Below are 19,134 nucleotides of genomic sequence, written 5' to 3' on the forward strand. Positions count from 1 at the left end.
TCCGGTAAGCCGTGAAGTGACGCGGCAACCGACCGAAGCCGACGGTCATGCGGCCGGCAAGCCGACGGTCATGCGGCCGGCAAGCCGACGGTCATGCGGCCGGCAAGCCGGCGGACCTGCGCACCAGTTCACCAGCGGACTGGGCACCGCGAAGCGGCGGACCACGGCCGAACGCGCGAACGAGCCGAGACGGATCGTCAACCGGGCGACGGTCCGAGAGACGTTACAGGGTGCTAGTTCACCAGTGGACCGGCACCGCGAAGCGGCGGAACGCGGCGGAACGCGCGAACGAGCCGCAACGGATCGTCAACCGGGCGGCGGCCCGAGAGACGTTGCAGGGTGCGCGAAGTGGCGGGCCCGGGCTGCGGTGGGGCGTCTGCTGGGAGGTTGGAAGCGCTACGGGATGGCCTGGGCTTCCGGGTTCAGGGCGGCCTCCACGGTGAAGTGCTCCATCTCCGCCAGCAGGAGGTGCAGCCGCGGGATGGTCAGGTAGGCCGTGTCCACCTCCGTGGTGATCTGGACCGTGTCGGGGACGTCGTCGATGTTCACCATCAGCTTCTCGTTGAAGTACGGCAGCTCGGTCTCCCGGATCAGCGCCGTCTCGCGCCGCAGCGCGCGGATGGTCGCGTCGTCGGCGGCCGTCGCCGGCGGGCGCAGCGCCAGGCGGCGCTCGTTGTAGAAGACCTGCAGGTCGATCGGCTCGCCGCGGTCCTTGGCCACCCGCTCCAGCAGGGCCTGGCGGGCCTGCGGGTCGTAGTAGGCGTACTTCGACGCGCTCATCGACGCCTGGCGAGCCCGCAGGACCGCCTCGGCGGCCGTGATCGTGCGCGGGTCCAGCACCACCAGGCCGTTCTGCGACAACGGGGAGACCACCTCGGCCAGGCCCGGGCGGAAGCGGTTGCCGACGATGACCTGGGTCGCGAACGGGGCGCCGCCGACCACCCGGGTGAAGGCCACGGCGTACGCGGCGAGCAGGACCGGGGCGGTGTCGACGGCCAGCCGGGCGCCCAGGCGCTCGCTGGCCGCGTGCAGCGCCCGCGACGCCCACACCACCTGGCGGAAGCGCGGCGCCGAAGGGTCGCGGTACCCGAGCGGGAAGCGCTGGGGGTTGATGGCCCGCAGCTGGGACTCCCAGTGGCGCATGGCGTTGTCGGTCTGGCGGGTCGCAGAGCGCTGCTGCGCGGCGATGTCCAGCGGGCCCGGCACCGGCTCCGGGCCGAGCGAGTCGCGCTGGGACAGCTCGCGGATCATCGTGGCCAGGCCCGTCACGTCCGTCGCGATGTGCGTGACCTCGACCAGGACGTGAGTGACCGGGCCGCCGGCGCCCGAGCGGACCACGGCCATGCGGATCGGCCACTCGGTGCCGTAGTCGAAGGGGCGCGACTTCCACGCCGCGAACACCTCGGCGGCCAGCGCCTCCGCGGCGGCCGGCAGTGCGGCCGAGGCCAGCGGGACCAGCGACGAGGACGACGAGGACACGGCCGGGGCGGCGACGGTGGCCGCCGCCGAGGCCTCGGCGGTGTGGACCTCCAGGTGGGCCTCGCCCGAGCCGAAGGTCTCCTGGGTCGTGCGGCCGTCCGGGGTGAAGCGCAGCAGGGTCCGCATCGACGGGTAGCGGCTCATGAAGAAGCGCAGCTCCTCCGCGAAGTCCGCGACCGTGCGGCCGTCGTGGACGGGGACCACGCCGCCCATGCTCATGGAGCTGTTCATCTCCCGCATGGCCTGGAAGACCTGTTGCTGGCCCCACGTCAGCTCGCCGGTGGCGGCGCCCTCGCCCTCGAAGGTCACCGTGATGCGTTCCATGTATGGCGATCGTTCACTCGGACATTGATGTAAACAAGAATACGAATGGCTGGACGCGGCGGCCGAAGGACCGAGGCGGCGGCCGAGTACTCAGGTGGCGTGGTGGACCGCGAGGCCGGCGAAGGCGGGCGGGGCGACCACGGCCCGCTCGGCCAGGTCCCCGGGGGCCAGCGGGCGGGAGTACAGGTAGCCCTGGCCGAACGTGTAGCCCAGGTGGCGCAGCATCCGCGCCTGGGCCTCCGTCTCGATGCCCTCCGCCACGGTGTCCAGGTCGAGGGCCTGCGCCATGCGGATCACCGCCGTCGCCACCGCCTCCTGCCGGGCCACCGTCGTGATCTCGTCCACGAAGGAGCGGTCGAGCTTGAGCGTGGTCACCGGGCACGTGAGCAGGAGACCCAGCGACGAGGCGGCGGTACCGAAGTCGTCCAGGGCGATGCGGATGCGGCGGTCCCGCAGCCGCTGCAGCGCGGCGATCGCGGCCTCGTCCACCACCGCGGTCTCGGTCACCTCGACCGTGAGGTGGCGCGGGTCCAGGCCGGCGTCGTCGAGGGCGGCCAGCACGTCGGTCACGAAGTCGGGGTCGGTCAGCTGGCGGCCGGCGACGTTCACGGACACGTAGCCGGGGGCGGACGCGCCGAGCTCGCGCAGCCAGCGGGCCTGCTGGGCGCACGCCTCGCGCATGACGAAGCGGCCCAGCGGCACGACGAGCCCGGTCTGCTCGGCGGCGGGGATGAAGTCGCCGGGCGGGATGACGCCGAGCTCGGGGTGGCGCCAGCGCACCAGGGCCTCGGTGCCGACGGTGCGGCCGTCGTCGAGGCGCACGATCGGCTGGTACTGCAGATGGAGCTGCCCGGCATCGATCGCGTCGCGCAGCCGCGCCCCGATCTCGGCGTGGGCGACGATGCGCGTCGTCATGCCCGGCACGTACACGAAGTGGCCGCCCTTGCCCCGCTCCTTCGCCGCGTACATGGCCAGGTCGGCGTTGCGCAGCAGGGTGTCGACGTCCTCGGCGAGCTCCGGCGAGGAGGTGGCGACGCCCACGCTGGCCCGGACCAGCAGCTCGTGCCCGGCCGCGCGTACCGAGGTGGTGAGCAGGTCGCGCATGCGCTCGGCGACGCCGACGGCGTGCTCGCCGGGCACCTCGTAGAGCATGGCCGCGAACTCGTCGCCGCCGAGGCGGGCCACGACGTCCTCGGCGCGCACGGCCCCGCGGAGGCGCTCGGCCACGGTCATGAGCACCTCGTCGCCGACCGCGTGCCCGAGGGTGTCGTTGATGAGCTTGAAGTCGTCGAGGTCGATGAGCAGGACCGCGGTCGGCCCGGGGGTCCGCAGCGCGGCGCCGAGCAGCTCGGTGAAGTGGTTGCGGTTGACCAGGCCGGTGAGGGCGTCGTGGGTGGCCTGGTGGCGCAGCCGGCGCTCGTGCGCGCTGACCTCGGCGAGCAGGCGCTGGTTGTCGCGCAGCGCGACGAGCTGGCGGGCGCCGACGATCGCGCTGACCGCGATGGCGCCGGTGGCCACGGCGGCGATGTCGCGGTGGTCGGTGTACGCCACGAACGCGAGCAGCACCAGGGTCGCGCCGACGGCGTAGTAGGGCAGCTTGCTGTACGTGCGCCCGCCGCGCGCGGTGCGCTGGGCGGCCGCGGGGCGCCACTGGGCCCGGGCCGCCGCCGCGACGAGCAGGCACTCGACGAGGGTGAGCATCGGCTGGAGCCCGGCCAGGCGCGGGTGGGTGGCGATGAGCGGCGACACCGCGGAGCTGAGGCCGCCGGCGACCAGCGTCGTGGCGAGCAGGGCCATGGAGCGGCGGCTGACGGTACCGCTGCCGAGCATGACGACCTTGAGCACCGCCACGAGCGTGACCAGGCAGGTGATGCCCACGAGGGAGAGGCCGATCACGACGCCGAGGTTGCCGTTGTGCTCCGCGATCGGGCGCAGCGCGAGGTGCCACAGGAACAGGGCCGTGGTGATGAGCACCGTGAGCCCGTCGAGGCCGAGGCGGGTCCACTCGGCCCGGGTGCGGGTGCGCACGGGGAGCCGCAGCAGCGCGTACAGCACGATGAGGATGCTCGCCGCGAGCACCGGCGCGGCGATCTGGGTGAGCCGCAGCGCATACGGCGACTCGGGGCTGAGCCGGGCCGGGGTCATGATGGCGGTACCGATGGTGACCAGCCCAGTCGCGAGCGCGAACCGGTGCCAGAACCGCCGCGCGCTCGCCGCGATCCCGGGCACCTCCCCGGCCAGCCAGGCCATCCAGGCGGACATCGCGAGGCCGAACGGGCCGACCACCCACACGATCTGCTTGGGCATCGGCAGGCCGGCCGCGTAGAGCGTGGCCCACGACGCGGCGGCCAGCATGCAGGCGACGATCGCGACCATCAGTCGCCGCACGAGTACCGCTGCCGCTGCCACGGGTCTTCCCATCGGCAAGCGGCACGAAAACGTTAGCAGGGTGCGGCCCTGTGCCGATGAGCGAAGCGTGGACCTCAACGGCCGGGTCGTCACCTGGGTGTCGCTGCTGGCCGTCGGCGTGATCGACGCGGTGCTGCTGGCGGCCTGGGGCGAGCGCGCCGATCAGCACGGCTGGGCGGTGCCGGTCGCGGCGCTGGCGCTCAACGGCGCGGTGCTCGTGCGGCAGGCGTGGTCCCTGCGGGTGCACGCGCGGCTGCTGCGGCGGCTGGACCGCACCCTGGCGGCCCTGCGCAAGACGATGGTGCGCGACCAGATCCTCGCCGACACCGGCACCGGCCTGCTGACCGCGGGCGACACGGAGGCCGTGCACGATCTCGCCGTCCACGGGGCCGCCGCGCTGCTCGCCGACACGCCGGACGCGCTGGCCGTGCTGCTGGTGCCGCAGGCCGACGAGCTCGTCGTGGCGGCGGCGGCCGGCACGGACCTCGACGGCGCGGACACGGGCCTGGTCGGCCGCCGCTTCGCCCCGCCGCCACAGCTGCGCGCGCTCATGCAGGCCGGCGAGGTGCTCGGCGTCGGCGACGTCGCCGAGCTCGGCGTGCCGGGCCTGACCACGCCCCGCACGGCCCTGCTGCTCCCGCTGGTCGTCAACGGCCGATTCTTCGGCGTGCTGTGCGTGACCGCGGAGCGGACCCTGCACGCCGACCTGCGCCGCGCGCTGGAGACGCTGCGCACCCAGGCCGCGCTGGCCCTGGACGGCGCCGCGCTCACCGCCGAGCTGACGATGCGCGCGCTGCACGACCCGCTCACCGGCCTGGCCAACCGCCGCCTGATCGGCGAGCGGCTGGCGCAGGCCCTGGCGCGCACCCGCCGCAACGGCCGGCGGGTGGGCGTGCTGCTGGTCGACCTCAACGGCTTCAAGCCGGTCAACGACACGCTGGGGCACGAGGCCGGCGACGAGCTCCTGCGCGCGGTCGCGGGCCGGCTCACCCACTGCGTGCGGCTCGAGGACACCGTCGGGCGCCTGGGCGGCGACGAGTTCGTGGTCGTGGCCGAGGACCTGCCGGACCTGGCGGCCGCGGTGCGGATCGCGGAGCGGGTGGTGGAGGCGGTGGGCGCCCCGATCATCGTCGAGGGCCACCGGCTGCCGGCGAGCGCGAGCGTAGGGGTGGCCCTGTCGAACGACGCCTCGCTGCCCGACGAGCTGCTGCGCCAGGCCGACCTCGCGATGTACACCGCCAAGAAACGCCGCAGAACGGGCGCGTACCACATCCACGAGGCTGCGTAAACTACTGCGATATCGTATAGTCCGATCTCGTGGTATTCCTGGTGCTCGACCTGCAGCGCGCCACCCACGCGACCCTGCACCGGCTCACGACCGAGCTGGCCGACCTGAAACTGACCCCGTCCGAGCTCAACGCCCTGGCGAACCTGGCCCGCCACCCGGCCGGCGCGTGCACCGTGTCGGAGCTGGGCACCGCGGCCGGCACGCGCCCCACCACCCTCACGAGCATCCTGGACCGCCTGGAGCAACGCGGCCTGGTGAGCCGCGGCCCGCAGGAACGCGACCGGCGCACGGTGATCGTCCGCCTGACCCCATCGGGCACCACGATCGCCACGCGGGTGCTGGCAGCGATGGACGGCCTGGAGCGGCGCGCCCTGGCAACCCTGCCGCCCGACGCCGCCGAGCATGCGGCGGCGGTACTGCACGCGCTGACCGAGGCCGCCACATGATCCCCACCTTCGACGAGCTGTTCGCGGCGGTCACCGCCGGACCCGGGCACTTCGGGCACCGCGAGCACGTGCACCTGACCTGGCTGGCGATCCACCGGGTGGGCCCGGACGCGGCGATCGGGCTCGTCAGCCACGGCATCCGGCGCACGGCCCGGTACGCGGGGCAGCCCCGCAAGTACCACGTGACGATGAGCCGCGCCTGGGTCGAGCTGATCGCGGCCCGCATGACGCCGGACGACCCCGACTTCGCGGCCTTCGCGGCGCGCCATCCCGAGGTGCTCGACAAGCGGCTCCTCAACGAGCACTACCGCCCGGGCACCCTCGCCACGGAGGCGGCCCGCGCCGGCTGGGTCCCGCCCGACGCGCGACCCTTCACCGCGGACCCGCCCGCGAAATTCCCGGCCGGAACCGAAATATCGCCTGACGACAGACATATCCGATAAGTCGTGGCACGAAGTGCCCGACGTATCGGCTCACACCACCGCGGCGACCTGCTTCACGTGGCGCAGGGCGGGCACCGACTCGAGCCGCTCCACCCCGCGCAACGGCCCGATGCGACGGGTGACGTACGTGTACAGCTGCGCCATGTCCCGGCAGATCACGGTCGCCATGAGGTTCGTCTCGCCCGTGGTCGCCGCGACGAACACGACCTCCTCGTGCCGCGCCAGCTCCTCCCCCACCGCCGCCAGACGCGCCGGCGCGACCGTCAGCCACAGCAGGAACCGGGCCGGGTACCCGAGCAGCGCCGGGTCCATCTCCACGTCGAAGAAGATCGCCCCGGTGGCGCGCAGGTGCTCCAGGCGCCGCCGGACCGTCGACTCCGACGAGCCCAGGGCCGCCGCCAGCGCCGGGTAGCCGAGGCGCCCGTCGCGGTTGAGCGCGGCCAGCAGCGGCCGGTCCTCGCCGGTGAGCACCGCGGGGGTGCCCGGCGGCGGCACCGGCGGGCGCAGCCGGGCGACCTGTTCGGCGCCGAGGTGGGTGCCGCGGGCCTCGCCGCCGATCGGGCCGCCGGCGAAGTGGTGCATGAGGCAGTGCGCGCGCACCGAGACGATCCGCGGGGTGCGCGGCAGCTTCTGCAGCAGCAGGCTCTCGCGGTCGGCGGTGCCCGGGTTCTGCACGAAGCACGTGACCTCGGTGCCGCCCGAGCCCAGCGTCACCCAGGTGGTGTCGGGGCGGCGGGCCAGGGCCTCGGCGATCGCCCCCGCGCTGTCCGGCGTGGTCTGCAGGCGGATCATCCACATGTCGTAGCCGAGGCGCACCCCGTCGGGCAGGGCCGCGACCCGCAGGCCGCCGTCGCGCATCCGGCGGTACCGCCGCGCCACCGTCTGATCCGACACGCCCAGGATCTCGGCGAGGGCGCTGAACGGGACGCGCCCGTCCAGCCGCAGCGCGTCGACGATCTGATGATCCAGGGTGTCGACTTCCACCGGCCCACGATAAACGATGTCGGAATCCGCCACCTCGGGCCGGACAGCTACCCATGAACCGGCGCGGGCCGCACATTCGACGGCATGCCCAAATGGTCTGCCCTCGTCGCCGTCTCCATCGGCACGTTCATGCTGCTCGTCGACGTCACGATCGTGACGGTCGCGCTGCCCGCCGTCTCCCGCGACCTCGGGGTCACGATCGGCGGCCTGCAGTGGGTCCTCGACGGGTACGCCCTCGCGCTCGCCGCCGTCCTGCTCGCCTCCGGGTCGCTGGCCGACCGGCACGGGCGCCGCCGGGTGTACCTCGGCGGCACCGTCGTCTTCGCGGCCGCCTCGCTGCTGTGCGCGGTCGCCCCGAACGCCGGCCTGCTCATCGCCGCCCGGTTCCTGCAGGGCCTCGGCGGGGCCGCGATGCTCGCCACCACCGTCGCGATCCTCGGCGTCGCCTACACCGGCCGCGACCGCGGCGTGGCCTTCGGGGTCTGGGGCGCGGTCAACGGCGCCGCCGCCGCGGCCGGCCCGATCGCCGGCGGCCTGCTCACCGAGCACCTCGGCTGGCGCTGGATCTTCATCGTCAACCTGCCGGTGAGCCTCCTGGCCGTCTGGTTCACGCTGCGCGGCGTCACCGAGTCCCACGGCCGCTCCAGCGCCGGCAACCGGCTCGACCTGGCCGGCATCGTCACCTTCACGCTCAGCGCCACCGCCGTCACGTTCGCCCTGATCCGGGGCGGCGACGCCGGCTGGACCGCGCCGAGCACCCTGGCCGCCTTCGCCGTCGCCGCCGTGGCCCTGGCCGCGTTCGTCGTCGCCGAGCGGCGCACCGACCACCCCATGCTGGACCTGCGCCTGTTCGCCAAGCCGTCCTTCAGCGCCCTCATGGCGGCATCGGTACTGGCCCAGGCCTCCGCCTTCGCCTACCTGCCGTTCACGACGGTCTGGCTGCAGCAGTTCATGGGCAAGGGCCCGGTCGACGCGGGGCTGCTCGGCGCCCTGCCGATGAGCGCCGCCTCCTTCCTCGTGGGGGCGTTCGGCGGCCGGTTCCTGCAGCGGGTGTCCCCGCGCTGGTCCATCGGCGTCGGCCTGCTGCTCATCGGCGTGGGCGCCCTGCTGCAGGCCCGGCTCACGCCCGCGTCCCCGGCGACCGCGCTCATCCCCGGCCTGATCGTCGTCGGGCTCGGCGTCGCCGCGGTGCTGCCGACGATGGCCTCGGCCGCCCTCGCCGCGGTCCCCCACGAGCGCAGCGGCATGGCCGGCGGCGCGGTCAACACGTTCCGCCAGCTCGGGTTCGCCCTCGGCGTGGCCGTGTTCGGCTCGATCTTCGCGCACCGGCTCGCCGGGCACCACGCCCCCACCGACGCGGTGAACCACGTGGCCGCCGTGGCGGGCTGCACCGGCCTGGCCGCCGCGGTGCTGGTGCTGCTCGTGGTGCGCACGGGCCGCCCGGCCTGGGAGGCCCCGCGGCCGGCGCCCGAGCCCGTCGTCAGCGAGGCCGTCTAGCCCGAGCCCATAATGGCTGGATGGACGTCACCTGGTGGGGACACGCGACCGTGGCCATCCGCGAGCGCGGGGTCACGATCCTGACCGATCCGGTGCTGCGCGACCGGCTGGCGCACCTGCACCGGCGCCGGGGGCCGCGGCCGCGCCTGGACCGGGCCCCCGACGCGGTCGTCGTGTCCCACCTGCACGCCGACCACTGCGACCTGCCGTCGCTGCGGTCGCTGCCGCCGGCCACGCGGCTGATCGTGCCGCACGGGGCGGCGGCGTTCCTGCGCTCGCGGCTCGGCGAGCGGGACTTCGTCGAGCTGCGGGCCGGGCAGGAGACCACAGTCGGCGACGTGACGGTGCGGGCGGTGCCGGCCGCGCACGACGGCGGGCGGACCCCCAAGTCGCGCATCCGGGCCGTGGCCCTGGGCTATGTCGTCGCCGGGGAGCGCTCGGCCTGGTTCGGCGGGGACACCGGGCTCTTCGACGAGATGAAGGAGATCGGTCCGGTGGATCTGGCTCTGGTACCGGTCTGGGGCTGGGGCTGGACCCTCGGGTCCGGGCACCTCGACCCGGCCCGCGCGGCCGAGGCGATGCGCCTGGTGGAGCCCGGCCAGGCGGTGCCGATCCACTGGGGCACGCTGTGGCCGATCGGGTGCGGCCGGGTGCGGCCGGACCGCTTCCACCGCCCGGGCGACGAGTTCGCCGCGCACACCCGCGACACGGCCCCGCAGACCGGCGTGCGCGTGCTCGCGCCCGGCGAGAGCCTGACCGTTTCGTGATCACGTTCGGAGGGCTCATCGCCGCGGTGGCGGTCATGTTCGGGATCGTGGCGGTCGGCTCGATCCTGCCCGTGCTGCCGACCGGTGCCGCGGTCAGCGCCACCGCGGTGCTCGCCGCGCATTACAGTCCCCTGGCCGTGCCCGTGGTGATCGCGGCCGGCGGGCTCGGGGCCTACGTGGGCGACGCCGTCACCTTCGCCATCTGCCGGGCCGGCGGCGAGGCCCTCACGCGCCGGCTGCGGCTGCTGCGCCAGCCGTGGCGGCTCGCCGAGACCGTGCGGGAGCGGCTGCAGCGGCGGCCGGTGACCGCGCTGCTGGTGTCCCGGCTGGTGCCCGGCGGACGGATCCCGGTGCTGCTCGCGGCGGCGATCGTCGGGCTGTCGTGGCGCACGTTCGTGGTGTCCAACGTCGCCGCGTGCCTGCTGTGGTCGGCCACGTACAGCGCGATCGGCCTGCTCAGCCGCAACGTCTTCCCGCAGCCGTGGCAGGGCGTGGTCTGCGCGATCGTCGTCGTGCTCGTCGCCGGCCAGGTCGCGAGCTGGGTCGAGAAGCGGCGGGCGCGCGGCGCCGGGGACTCGGCGGCGAACGTTACGCCGTAGCCTCCACGTAGATCGTCTCGTCGTTGCGCAGCACCTGGTCGAGGTCGGCCACGTCCGGGACGGCGCCCTCGCGGTAGGCGCGCACCGCGATCCCGTCCTCGGCGAAGCCCGCCGCGGTGAGCGCGTACGTGAGCTCCTCGAGGTCGTAGAGCCAGCGGTGGCCGTACACGTAGAACAGCTGGTTGAACATGAACGCCCCGCGCGCGGGCATCGCGGGCGCGACCCCGGTCAGGGCGCGGTTCATGCGCCGGCGGTGCTTGCCGAAGAAGCCGTCGTTGTTGACGTAGCTCTCGGCGTAGACCTTGAGATCCGGCGTGGTGACGCGCAGCAGGCCGCCGGGGCGCAGGATCCGCTTGACCTCGGTCAGCCAGGCGATGCCGGCCCGCAGGGTCACGTGCTCGATGAGGTGCTCGGCGTAGGCCCAGTCCACGGTGTCGTCGGCGACCGGCAGCCGGCCGGTGATGTCCATCTCCGTGAAGTACGCGGCGTCGTCCACGCGGTACACCTGGCCGCGCTCGGTCCGCGTGCCGTCGGCGGCGGTGAGCGAGACGAGGTCGGTGCCCAGCGCCCGCGGGTGGCTCGTCTTGAACGCCGCGAACTCGATGCCGGTCAGGCCGAGCCGGTCGAAGTGCGAGCGGTCGAGCACCTCGGCGGACAGCTCCGGCGCGAGCTTCTCGACGCGCGCCAGGTCCTCGGTGAACGAGTCGACCGTGGCGGCCAGCTCCTGCGGGTCTTCCCAGTTCCAGGGGCGTAATGCGGCCTCAGACATGCGTTGATCTAAACACCTCGAACTCTGGCGGACAAGGGAAGATCCTTCTCACCGGCGGGCGTCTCGGGCATCTCCTCGCGCAGCCCCAGCTCCTCGAGCCACGCGATCAGCCGCTCGTGCACGGCGACCGGCCCGAGCAGCTCCCCGGCGGGCATCGGCCAGTCGGCGGGGTGCACCAGGATCGCCTCGGTCTGCCAGCCGCCGATGCCGCCGTGCGAGCCGACCAGCTCCTCGAACGCGGCGACCTCGTCGGTGCCCGGGTCGACGCGGCTCACCACGACCAGGTCGCCGACGTGGGCCATGCCCTGGTGCCGCAGCAGGTCGGCGGCGGCCGCGGGGCCGTAGGGCAGCAGCGGGTCGACGCCCTCGACGCGCCCGTCGCGCAGGTGGTGCCGGCCGGCCGGGCCGATCGCCACCGGGCCGTCCGCGGCCGCGGCGACGACGAGCCCGATGCCCGGGTGCTTGGCGAGCCCGTCGACCAGGCCGGGGCGCAGCTCCTCGATCGCGTCGAGCTCGGCGCGACCGGGGACGGCGGTGAGGTACAGCATGGCGAGGTTCCCGGACGCGATCGTGATCACCTCGCCGCGCGGGCGGTGCGTGACGGGGCCGCACGAGCGGGTCTGGTGCGACACGCCCGCGAGCAGGGTGTTGGCCCGGCCCCAGTCCTCGTCGTCGGGTCCGGCGGGGGCCGACTCGGAGCCGTTGCCCGCGAGGTCGGCGACGAGGCGCTCGAGGGTCACGCCGTGGCGCTGGCTGAAGGTCGCGCCCTGGCTCTGCCCGTGGTCGGAGAGCACGACGATGCGGTAGTCGCGACCGGCGACCCGGGCGAGCTTGTGCAGCGTGCCGAGCACCCGGTCGAGCCCCTCCAGGGTCTGCAGGGCCTCCGGGCGCAGCGGCCCGGCGTGGTGCGCGACCTCGTCGTAGTCGACGAAGTCGCAGTAGATCACCGGGGCGCCCCGGCTCATCTGCTCGGCGATCAGCGAGACGTTGAGGTCGCGCAGCAGCACGTTGGTGACCGCGCGCAGGGCCACGTAGGCGGCCGTGCGCGGCACCCGCGGGTACACGTTGCGAAACCGCTGCCGCCGGGCCTGCTGGATCTCCTTGAGCATCTCGCCCACGGAGAGCACCAGCGCCCGCGCGAAGCCGTAGGGGCTGGCCACGAAGGCCAGGTAGCCGCGCGCCGAGCGGCCCGGCAGGGAGGCGTTGCTGAAGGTCAGCAGGCTCGTCGGGGCGTCGCCGGAGAACACGTTGCTGATGCTCACGCCGCCGTCGGCGAGCAGGCCGCGGCCGGTGGAGATGCGGGCCTCGACGTCGGCGGCGTCGCGGGGCCGGTTGGTCACCACGAGCCGGGCGGCGTCCTTCTCGTACCACCGGAAGGCCGGGATCTGCGCGAAGTCCCCGTGCATGATCCCCGCCTGGCTGGCCGGGGTGGTGGCCGGCAGGCCCGTGTGCCACGCCCGCATCGCGTGCGTGCCCGTGCGCAGCCAATGCCCGAGGTTGGGCAGGTTCCCGGCCTTCACCGCCCACGACAGCAGCGGCGCGGAGAGCCCGTCGAGCTGCACGATGAGCACCCCCGGCTCGGTCGCCGGGGTGCCCCGGTGCCGGCGGGCCATCTGCCGCAGCGCCTGGCCGAGGAAGACGTCCTCGCTGCCGGCGTCGGCGAGCCAGTTCACGAGCGCGGTGAGCACGGCGGCGAGCCACGAGGCGATCCAGGCGTCGGCGAAGGAGCCGACGCTGACGCCGTTGGCCAAGTGCAGAGCGGTGAACATCACCACGGCCTGGATGACCACGCCGACGGCCAGCACCCCGACCCCGCCGACCAGCACCGCCACGCCCAGCAGCACCAGCCGCATGAGGGTGCCGATGACCGCGAGCAGCACGGTCAGCTCGACCAGGGCCACCGGGCCGCCGCTGGCCGTCACGCCGGGCAGCGCCCAGAACACGACGGCGAGCACGGCGAAGCTCGTCACGCCGGAGCGCAGCAGCGACTTGCCCCACGCGACGGTCAGGCGCCAGTCGCGCAGCAGCCGCAACGCGAAGCGAATCCGCTGAGCGACGACCCCCACGCAGCCAGATTAACGGCCGCGCCGGTCGTTACACGGGCGCGGGATCCATCAGCGCGCCCACCGCCTGCGAGTACCGGTCGGCGGAGCGGACGGTCTCCAGGGCCGCGGCCCAGCGCTCCCCGGGGTGCACCGGCCGGGGCGCGGCGAGGACATGGCGAAGGGCGGTCAGCTCGGCGAGATGTGCGTCGAGCAGCCCGAGTACGTCGTGGTGCACCTCTCGTTTATCCCACGTTCACGTTCGCGACGTGCCGCGTTCGCTGCGACAATGGGTGACATGGCCGGAAAGCTTGAAGTGGAACGCAAATACGAGCTGCCGGACGGGTTCGCCCTGCCCGACCTCACCGGCGTCGGCGGCGTCACCGCCGTCGGCGAGCCCGACGACCAGCGCCTCGACGCCGTCTACTACGACACCGCCGGGCTGCATCTGGCCCGGGGCCGGGTCACCCTGCGCCGGCGCACCGGCGGCAACGACGCGGGCTGGCACCTCAAGCGCCCCGCCGGCGGGGAGCGCAGCGAGCTGCAGCTGCCCGCGAACAACCGGCAGAAGTCCCCGCCGCGGGCCGTCACCGACCAGGTCCGCGCGCTCACCCGCGGGGCCGACCTCGCCCCCGTCGCCCGCATCCGCACCCACCGCGTCGAGCGGGCGCTGAAGGCCGCCGACGGCAGCACCGTCGCCCTGCTCGCCGACGACCGGGTCAGCACCGAGTCCCTGCGCGACGGCGGCGGCGCCCGCGAATGGCACGAGCTGGAGATCGAGCTCGTCGACGGCGACGCCACGGCCCTCGACCGCCTCGACGCCGCCCTGCGCCGGGCCGGCGCCCGCCCGGCCCACAGCCCGTCGAAGCTCGCCCAGGCCCTCGGCCCCGACTACCCCCAGCCGGTCGGCGTGCGGATGCGCGGCTCGAAGTCCCGCCGGGCGCTCACCGCCTACCTCGCCGTCCAGCGCGACGCGCTCGTCGAGCACGACCCGCACGTGCGCGAGGGCGACGCCGAGGCGGTGCACAAGATGCGCGTGGCCACCCGCCGCCTGCGCTCCAGCCTGCGCTCGTTCGCCCCGCTGCTGGCCGAAGGCCCGGACGACCCGGCCGCGCTGGAACGGCTGCACGACGAGATCAAGTGGGTCACCGGCCTGCTCGGCGAGGTCCGCGACTGCGACGTGATGAGCGAGCGCCTGGCCGGGCTCGTGCACGCCGAGCCGCCGGAGCTCGTGCTCGGCCCGGTCGCGGCGCGCATCACCTCCCTGCTCGCCGCGCGCGCCGCCGAGGCCCGCCGGGCGCTCGTCGCGGGGCTGGACAGCCGGCGGTACACCGACGTGCTCAACGCGATCGACGCGCTGGTCCTGCGCTCCGCCCGGCCCGAGCGCGTGCCCCGCCGCCGGCTCCTGCGCCGCGCGCGCAAGGCCCTGCGCCGCGCCGACGCCCGCCTGGCCGCCGCGGACACCGCCGCGGCCGCCGGCGCCGCCACCGCGACCGTCGACGAGCGGCGGCACGAGGCGCGCAAGGCCTACAAGCGCGCCCGCTACGCCGCCGAGCTCGTCGCCCCCGTCGCCGGCAAGTCCGCCACGCGCCTCGCCGACCGGGTCACCACCCTGCAGGACGCGCTCGGCGCGCACCAGGACGCGCTGGTGACCGGGGACCTGCTGCGGCAGTACGGCATCAGCGCGTACGGCGCCGGCGAGAACGCGTTCACCTACGGGCTGCTGCACGCGCGCACCGACGAGCACGGCCGGCTGGCCCTGCGGGACCTGCCCAAGGCCCGCCGCAAGGTGCGCAAGGCGGCCCGGGCCCTGTTCGGGTGACGCCTCGGGCGAGCACCGGGCGAGCACTGGGCGAGCACCGGGTGAGCACCGGGTGACAGGGGATGCGCGGGTTCGATAAGGTTCGAAGTCCGCATCCCTCTCACCCCGGGTTGACCAGTGCAGCTGCAGATCCACCTCGAGCCCCTCGGGGACGGTCCCACACCCGACGTCGACGAGTTGCTCAACCTCCAGCGGTGGCTGGTCGGCGAGTCCGGCATCGTGCAGTCCGAGATCGGGCTGTCGACGGCCACGCGGCCCGGCGAGCTCTCCGGGGCCGTCGAGATCATCAGCCTGGTGCTCGGCACCGGGCTGTCGGTCGGGCAGCTGCTGCTCGCGGTGTCGGCCTGGCGCCGGACGCGGCCCCTGGCCCCCGCGATCGTGCTCACCCGCATCGACCCCGACGGGCGGTCGGTGCGCATCGAGTCCTCCGACCCGGAGGCCGTCGCCGCCGCGGCGCGGGCGCTCGACGGCTGAGCCGGGCGGCACCGTGGCGGAACTGGCTGACCCGCGCGCGTCGCGGGCCGTGCTCGTCGGCGGGGCGCGGTATGCGGCGCTGCCCGAGGTACCGGCGATCACGAGGAATCTCAACGGGCTCGCCGGGGTGCTCCAGGACCCCGACCTCTGGGGGCTGGCGCCCGAGCACTGCACGGTGCTGCACGACCCCGACGACGCCCGGGAGGTGTCCCGGGTGCTGCGCCGCGCGGCGGAGGAGACGGCCCCCGAGGGGATGCTGGTCGTCTACTTCGCCGGGCACGGGCTGGTCGACCCGATCGACGGCTCGCTCGTGCTGGGCCTGCGGGAGACCGATCCCGCCGTACCGTACGAGGCCGGCCTGCCCTTCGAGCTGATCCGCCGCGCGGTGGCCGGCAGCCGGGCCCGCCGCCGCCTGGTGATCCTGGACTGCTGCTACGCCGGGCGGGCCGCGGGGCACCTGGCCGCCGGGGAGTCCGGCAGCCAGGCCGTCGCGGACCAGGCCGGCACCGACGACACCTGCCTGCTCGTCTCGGCCCCGCGCAACCGCACCGCCCAGGCGCCGCCCGGCGAGCCGTACACCGCGTTCACCGGCGAGCTGCTGCGGGTGCTGCGCGGCGGCCTGCCCGACCGGCCCGCCGTGCTCGACGTGCGGACCGTCTGGCGCGAGGTGACCCTGCGGCTGCGCGAGCGCGGCTTCGAGCTGCCGGAGCTGCGCTCGGCCGGCGACGAGCTCGCGCTGGTGCACAACGCGGCCCGCCACCACCGCGACCTCGTCGGGCGGATCGTGGTCGCCACCGCCGCCGTCGAGGACCGCGACCTGCGCCAGGCCGCGGTGCTGATCCTGCGGCACGACCGGGGGCGGGGCGCCGTCGGCGTGCGGATCAACCGGCCCACCACCGACCCGCTGCCGGCCGACATCCCGCAGGGCTGGCGGCGGCTGCTGACCACGCCGGCGGTGCTCTTCGACGCGGGGCCGCTGAGCCGGTACGAGGGGTTCATCGCGGTCGCCCGGCTGCGGCCCGACGTCGAGCCGCCGCTGCGGTGGCGGCCGGTGAAGGACCGGCTCGGCGTGATCGCCCTGTCCGCCGACCCGCAGCCGCTCGCGCCGGTGATCGCCGGGCTGCGGCTGTTCTCCGGCTACCTCGGCTGGGGCCCCGACCAGCTGGAGGCCGACATCGACGGGGGCCTGCTGCTGCTCAGCGACGCCGACGTGCGCGAGGCGCTGTCGAGCCGGCCGCGGGACCTGTGGACGACCCTGCACGCCCGGGCCGCGGGCGAGTAGAGCCCGGGAGACTGACCATGGAACTGAGGCTGATCGACGAGATCGTGTCCGCGATCCGCCACGGCGGGACGGTGACACTCATCCTCGGCGCCGGGATGACGATGCCGGTGGTGCCCGGGCTCGGCGACCTCGTCGAGCTCGCGGACCGGTACGCGGCCGGGCTCGGCGACGACGGCGAGCTGACGCAGGCGCTGCGGCAGGCGCGCGAGGGGCTCGACCCGCACGCGCTGCCGATCGAGCTCTACCTGGCGTACCGCCGCGTCTTCACCGCCCGCCGCTCCCCCGGCGAGTTCGACGTCGTCGCCCAGCAGGCCGTGCTCGCGGGCTACCGGGCGCCCGATCTCAACTCCTCGCCGCTGGCCACGCACGGCATCTGGCAGCGCGTCGACCTGCGCCTCGGCGAGCGGGTCGAGAACAGCCTGGACTGGTGGGAGCTGCCGGCCGGGGTCCGGGCGGTCGGGCGGCTGCTGGCCGGGCGGCCCGACGAGTTCGGCAACAGCATCCTCACCACGAACTTCGACCCGCTCTTCGAGGTCGCGGTCCGCCAGACGGGCCGGCAGGCGCTCAGCGTCCCGGTCGCGCCCGACGGCCGCCCCGACCGCCGCCCCGAGGGCGAGGGCGCCGTGCAGGTGTTCCACCTCCACGGGTTCTGGCGGCCGGTCAGCGAGGAGGCGCGCTCGCCGCTGCTGCACGACCCGGCGCCGGACGCCACCGCGTCGCAGTCCCACTCGCGGGCCCTCGCGGAGCTGGTCACGGGCGATGTCGTGCTCGTCGTGGGGTACAGCGGCTGGGACGACGTCGTCACCGGCGCCCTGCGGGCCGTGGCGGCGTCGCGGCCGGTCCGGGTGCTGTGGGCGCTGCACGACGCGGCTCCGCTGCTGCTGCCCGACCGCCTCGCCGGGCTGGTCGAGTTCTTCACCGACATCCACGGCGACGACCTGTTCACCGGCCTCGCGGACCGGCTCGAGGTGCCCCCGGCCGGTCCCCGCGCCGACCCGCGGCGCCGGGTGCGCCACCTCGAGTGGGAGCGCGAGCTGTTCTCGCAGCCCGGCAACACCGTTCCCGAAGGTGTACTGCCCCTGCTCCGCCAGCTCGAACGGCGCTACGGCTGGGGCGTGGACTGGGCGGCCGAGCCCCAGCGCCCCAGGCTGCTCTTCTGGCCGGTCCGGCTGCGGGCCCGGGCGTCGCTCATCAACGCCGTGCAGTCGCTGACCGCCGCGGCGCTGAGCGCCCGCGGGGTGCGCGTGGTCGTGTGTCTCGACGACTTCGGCGTCACCGGCCGCGAGGCGCTCAGCGCCGAGTTCGCCGCCGACCTCACCCGCTGGATGCGCCGCGTCGACCCCGACGCGGCGCCGGAGGTGGCGTCGCTGCAGGACTACGTGGCCACGGCCGCGGTGTCGCTGGAGCGCCCGACGGACCCGTGGTCGGTGGCCCGGATCTTCTACGGCGAGCGCAACCCGTCGCTCTACAGCGTGCTGGCCGCCATCAAGGTCGTCCCGCACCTGGCCCTGCACGACCTGGAGCGCAACGCCGGGGCGATCGTGCAGACGCTGCTGAGCAAGGACGCGAACCGTCTCCTGACGCCGCTGACCACCTGGTCCTACCTGCACCACCTGCTGGAGACCGAGCCGGCGGCCGAGGTGATGGCGTACGCGGGCTCGGACGAGCGCCTCCTCTGGGAGCAGTTCCGCGAGCACTTCGGCCTCGGCGGGACGCTGCTCTACAACCCGTACATCAAGCACCTGACCAACGAGTCGCGCATGGTCCGGTGGGCGTCGCCGGAGGAGCTGCGCGCGTACCTGTCCTCGACGCGCGGCCTGCCGGGATGGGGTTCGGAGGGCGGGTACGTGCACTGGCTCGTCCAGAACGCGTTTCTCCTGCCGCGGTACCTGACCGGCGAGTCGTTCCCGGAGGCGGGCGGCTACCACCTCGACTCCTGGTCGGCGTTCGCGGCGGCCTTGGACGCTGGGGTGCCGGTGCTGGACCTGCTCGCCTCGGACGTCTCGTCCTTCTACCTCGGCTAGGTGTTAATCCGATATGTCGGGCGCTTGGCTCCGATATGTCGGGCGCTTCGCGCCGCGACATATCGGATTTTTCGTATATGTCCGGTTCTTGGATTCGTAGGGTCGCTGACCTCGCGTTCTGCAGGTAGCGTTTGTGGCATGACGGTGGGGGTCCTGTCGGCGAGCGGGATTGATCGCTGCGTGTCGTTACTGGGCGAGGAACTGACGGCGTACATCGCGGGCGCCGCCACGGTGGGCGAGTTCCACCGGTGGCGGGGCGACCGGCGGCGCTGGCCGGAGTTCGGCGCGCGCCTCCAGGGCGCGGTCGAGGTGGCCGACGCCTTCGCACGGGCCAACCGGCTCGGCGCGGCGGCGGGGTGGCTGCGCGAGGTGGGCGCCGCGGGCATCGCGGGCCGCTCCCCGGCGAGGCTGCTGCGCGAGGCCACGGGTGACACCCTGAGGCGCGTGATCGACGCGGCCGAACGCTTCACGAAGCGCTAGCCCTT

Annotated in this window: 17 protein-coding genes; 11 read left to right on the plus strand and 6 right to left on the minus strand. The window is 74.4% G+C overall.

Annotated elements, in window-relative coordinates:
• Positions 1-396: 396 nt before the first annotated feature.
• Both AC6JBM_RS30525 and AC6JBM_RS30530 read right to left on the minus strand, forming a co-directional pair.
• Positions 397-1,803, minus strand: coding sequence for a condensation domain-containing protein (locus tag AC6JBM_RS30525; protein ID WP_497977485.1), 1,407 nt, complete (start codon positions 1,801-1,803; stop codon positions 397-399).
• Between the two features lie 90 nt (positions 1,804-1,893).
• Positions 1,894-4,191: a putative bifunctional diguanylate cyclase/phosphodiesterase gene (locus tag AC6JBM_RS30530; RefSeq protein WP_497977486.1), complete on the minus strand. Its 2,298-nt coding sequence runs from the start codon at positions 4,189-4,191 to the stop codon at positions 1,894-1,896.
• Positions 4,192-4,279: 88 nt separating this feature from the next.
• Here AC6JBM_RS30530 and AC6JBM_RS30535 point away from each other — a divergent pair, with 88 nt between their 5' ends.
• The 3 genes from AC6JBM_RS30535 to AC6JBM_RS30545 are packed head-to-tail and all read left to right on the plus strand — an operon-like array spanning position 4,280 to position 6,389.
• The gene (locus AC6JBM_RS30535) at positions 4,280-5,500 is read left to right on the plus strand and encodes a diguanylate cyclase domain-containing protein (protein ID WP_497977487.1); all 1,221 of its coding nucleotides are present in this window, start codon (positions 4,280-4,282) and stop codon (positions 5,498-5,500) included.
• A gap of 29 nt (positions 5,501-5,529) precedes the next feature.
• Positions 5,530-5,946, plus strand: a complete 417-nt coding sequence (locus AC6JBM_RS30540; protein WP_497977488.1) for a MarR family winged helix-turn-helix transcriptional regulator — start codon at positions 5,530-5,532, stop codon at positions 5,944-5,946.
• Positions 5,943-6,389, plus strand: coding sequence for a hypothetical protein (locus tag AC6JBM_RS30545; protein WP_497977489.1), 447 nt, complete (start codon positions 5,943-5,945; stop codon positions 6,387-6,389). Before AC6JBM_RS30540 ends, AC6JBM_RS30545 begins: the two co-directional genes overlap by 4 nt.
• Positions 6,390-6,419: 30 nt before the next feature.
• Here the strand turns inward: AC6JBM_RS30545 and AC6JBM_RS30550 are convergent, their stop codons facing one another.
• Positions 6,420-7,373 (minus strand): Lrp/AsnC family transcriptional regulator, encoded by a 954-nt coding sequence (locus tag AC6JBM_RS30550; RefSeq protein ID WP_497977490.1) that lies wholly within the window; start codon positions 7,371-7,373, stop codon positions 6,420-6,422.
• 84 nt (positions 7,374-7,457) lie between these two features.
• On the opposite strand from AC6JBM_RS30550, the gene AC6JBM_RS30555 reads away from it, so the two are divergent.
• Genes AC6JBM_RS30555 through AC6JBM_RS30565 form a run of 3 tightly spaced genes read left to right on the plus strand, consistent with a single transcriptional unit; the run spans position 7,458 to position 10,236 of the window.
• Positions 7,458-8,870, plus strand: a complete 1,413-nt coding sequence (locus tag AC6JBM_RS30555) for an MFS transporter (RefSeq protein WP_497977491.1) — start codon at positions 7,458-7,460, stop codon at positions 8,868-8,870.
• Positions 8,871-8,890: 20 nt separating this feature from the next.
• Positions 8,891-9,637: an MBL fold metallo-hydrolase gene (locus AC6JBM_RS30560; protein ID WP_497977492.1), complete on the plus strand. Its 747-nt coding sequence runs from the start codon at positions 8,891-8,893 to the stop codon at positions 9,635-9,637.
• On the plus strand, positions 9,634-10,236 hold the full coding sequence (locus AC6JBM_RS30565) for a DedA family protein (RefSeq protein ID WP_497977493.1): 603 nt from the start codon (positions 9,634-9,636) through the stop codon (positions 10,234-10,236). Before AC6JBM_RS30560 ends, AC6JBM_RS30565 begins: the two co-directional genes overlap by 4 nt.
• Here AC6JBM_RS30565 and AC6JBM_RS30570 read toward each other — a convergent pair.
• The 3 genes from AC6JBM_RS30570 to AC6JBM_RS30580 are packed head-to-tail and all read right to left on the minus strand — an operon-like array spanning position 10,226 to position 13,285.
• Positions 10,226-11,005, minus strand: a complete 780-nt coding sequence (locus AC6JBM_RS30570) for a class I SAM-dependent methyltransferase (protein WP_497977494.1) — start codon at positions 11,003-11,005, stop codon at positions 10,226-10,228. The two genes, AC6JBM_RS30565 and AC6JBM_RS30570, sit on opposite strands and share 11 nt — an antisense overlap.
• Positions 11,006-11,013: 8 nt before the next feature.
• Positions 11,014-13,071 carry an alkaline phosphatase family protein gene (locus tag AC6JBM_RS30575; protein ID WP_497977495.1) on the minus strand — a complete coding sequence of 686 codons (2,058 nt, stop codon included), beginning with the start codon at positions 13,069-13,071 and terminating at the stop codon, positions 11,014-11,016.
• Positions 13,072-13,099: 28 nt separating this feature from the next.
• Positions 13,100-13,285, minus strand: coding sequence for a hypothetical protein (locus AC6JBM_RS30580; protein WP_350609225.1), 186 nt, complete (start codon positions 13,283-13,285; stop codon positions 13,100-13,102).
• Between the two features lie 60 nt (positions 13,286-13,345).
• Here AC6JBM_RS30580 and AC6JBM_RS30585 point away from each other — a divergent pair, with 60 nt between their 5' ends.
• The 5 genes from AC6JBM_RS30585 (at position 13,346) to AC6JBM_RS30605 (ending at position 19,129) form a co-directional block, all read left to right on the plus strand.
• Positions 13,346-14,869, plus strand: coding sequence for a CYTH and CHAD domain-containing protein (locus tag AC6JBM_RS30585; RefSeq protein ID WP_497977496.1), 1,524 nt, complete (start codon positions 13,346-13,348; stop codon positions 14,867-14,869).
• Between the two features lie 117 nt (positions 14,870-14,986).
• Positions 14,987-15,343: an effector-associated constant component EACC1 gene (locus AC6JBM_RS30590; RefSeq protein WP_350609221.1), complete on the plus strand. Its 357-nt coding sequence runs from the start codon at positions 14,987-14,989 to the stop codon at positions 15,341-15,343.
• A 13-nt stretch (positions 15,344-15,356) separates the two neighbouring features.
• Positions 15,357-16,625: a YqgE/AlgH family protein gene (locus AC6JBM_RS30595; protein WP_350609219.1), complete on the plus strand. Its 1,269-nt coding sequence runs from the start codon at positions 15,357-15,359 to the stop codon at positions 16,623-16,625.
• A 17-nt stretch (positions 16,626-16,642) separates the two neighbouring features.
• Positions 16,643-18,649 carry an SIR2 family protein gene (locus AC6JBM_RS30600; protein ID WP_497977497.1) on the plus strand — a complete coding sequence of 669 codons (2,007 nt, stop codon included), beginning with the start codon at positions 16,643-16,645 and terminating at the stop codon, positions 18,647-18,649.
• A 138-nt stretch (positions 18,650-18,787) separates the two neighbouring features.
• Entirely contained in the window at positions 18,788-19,129 is a 342-nt protein-coding gene (locus tag AC6JBM_RS30605) for a hypothetical protein (protein ID WP_497977498.1), read from the plus strand.
• Positions 19,130-19,134 lie beyond the last annotated feature (5 nt).

Source organism: Dactylosporangium thailandense (assembly GCF_059739745.1).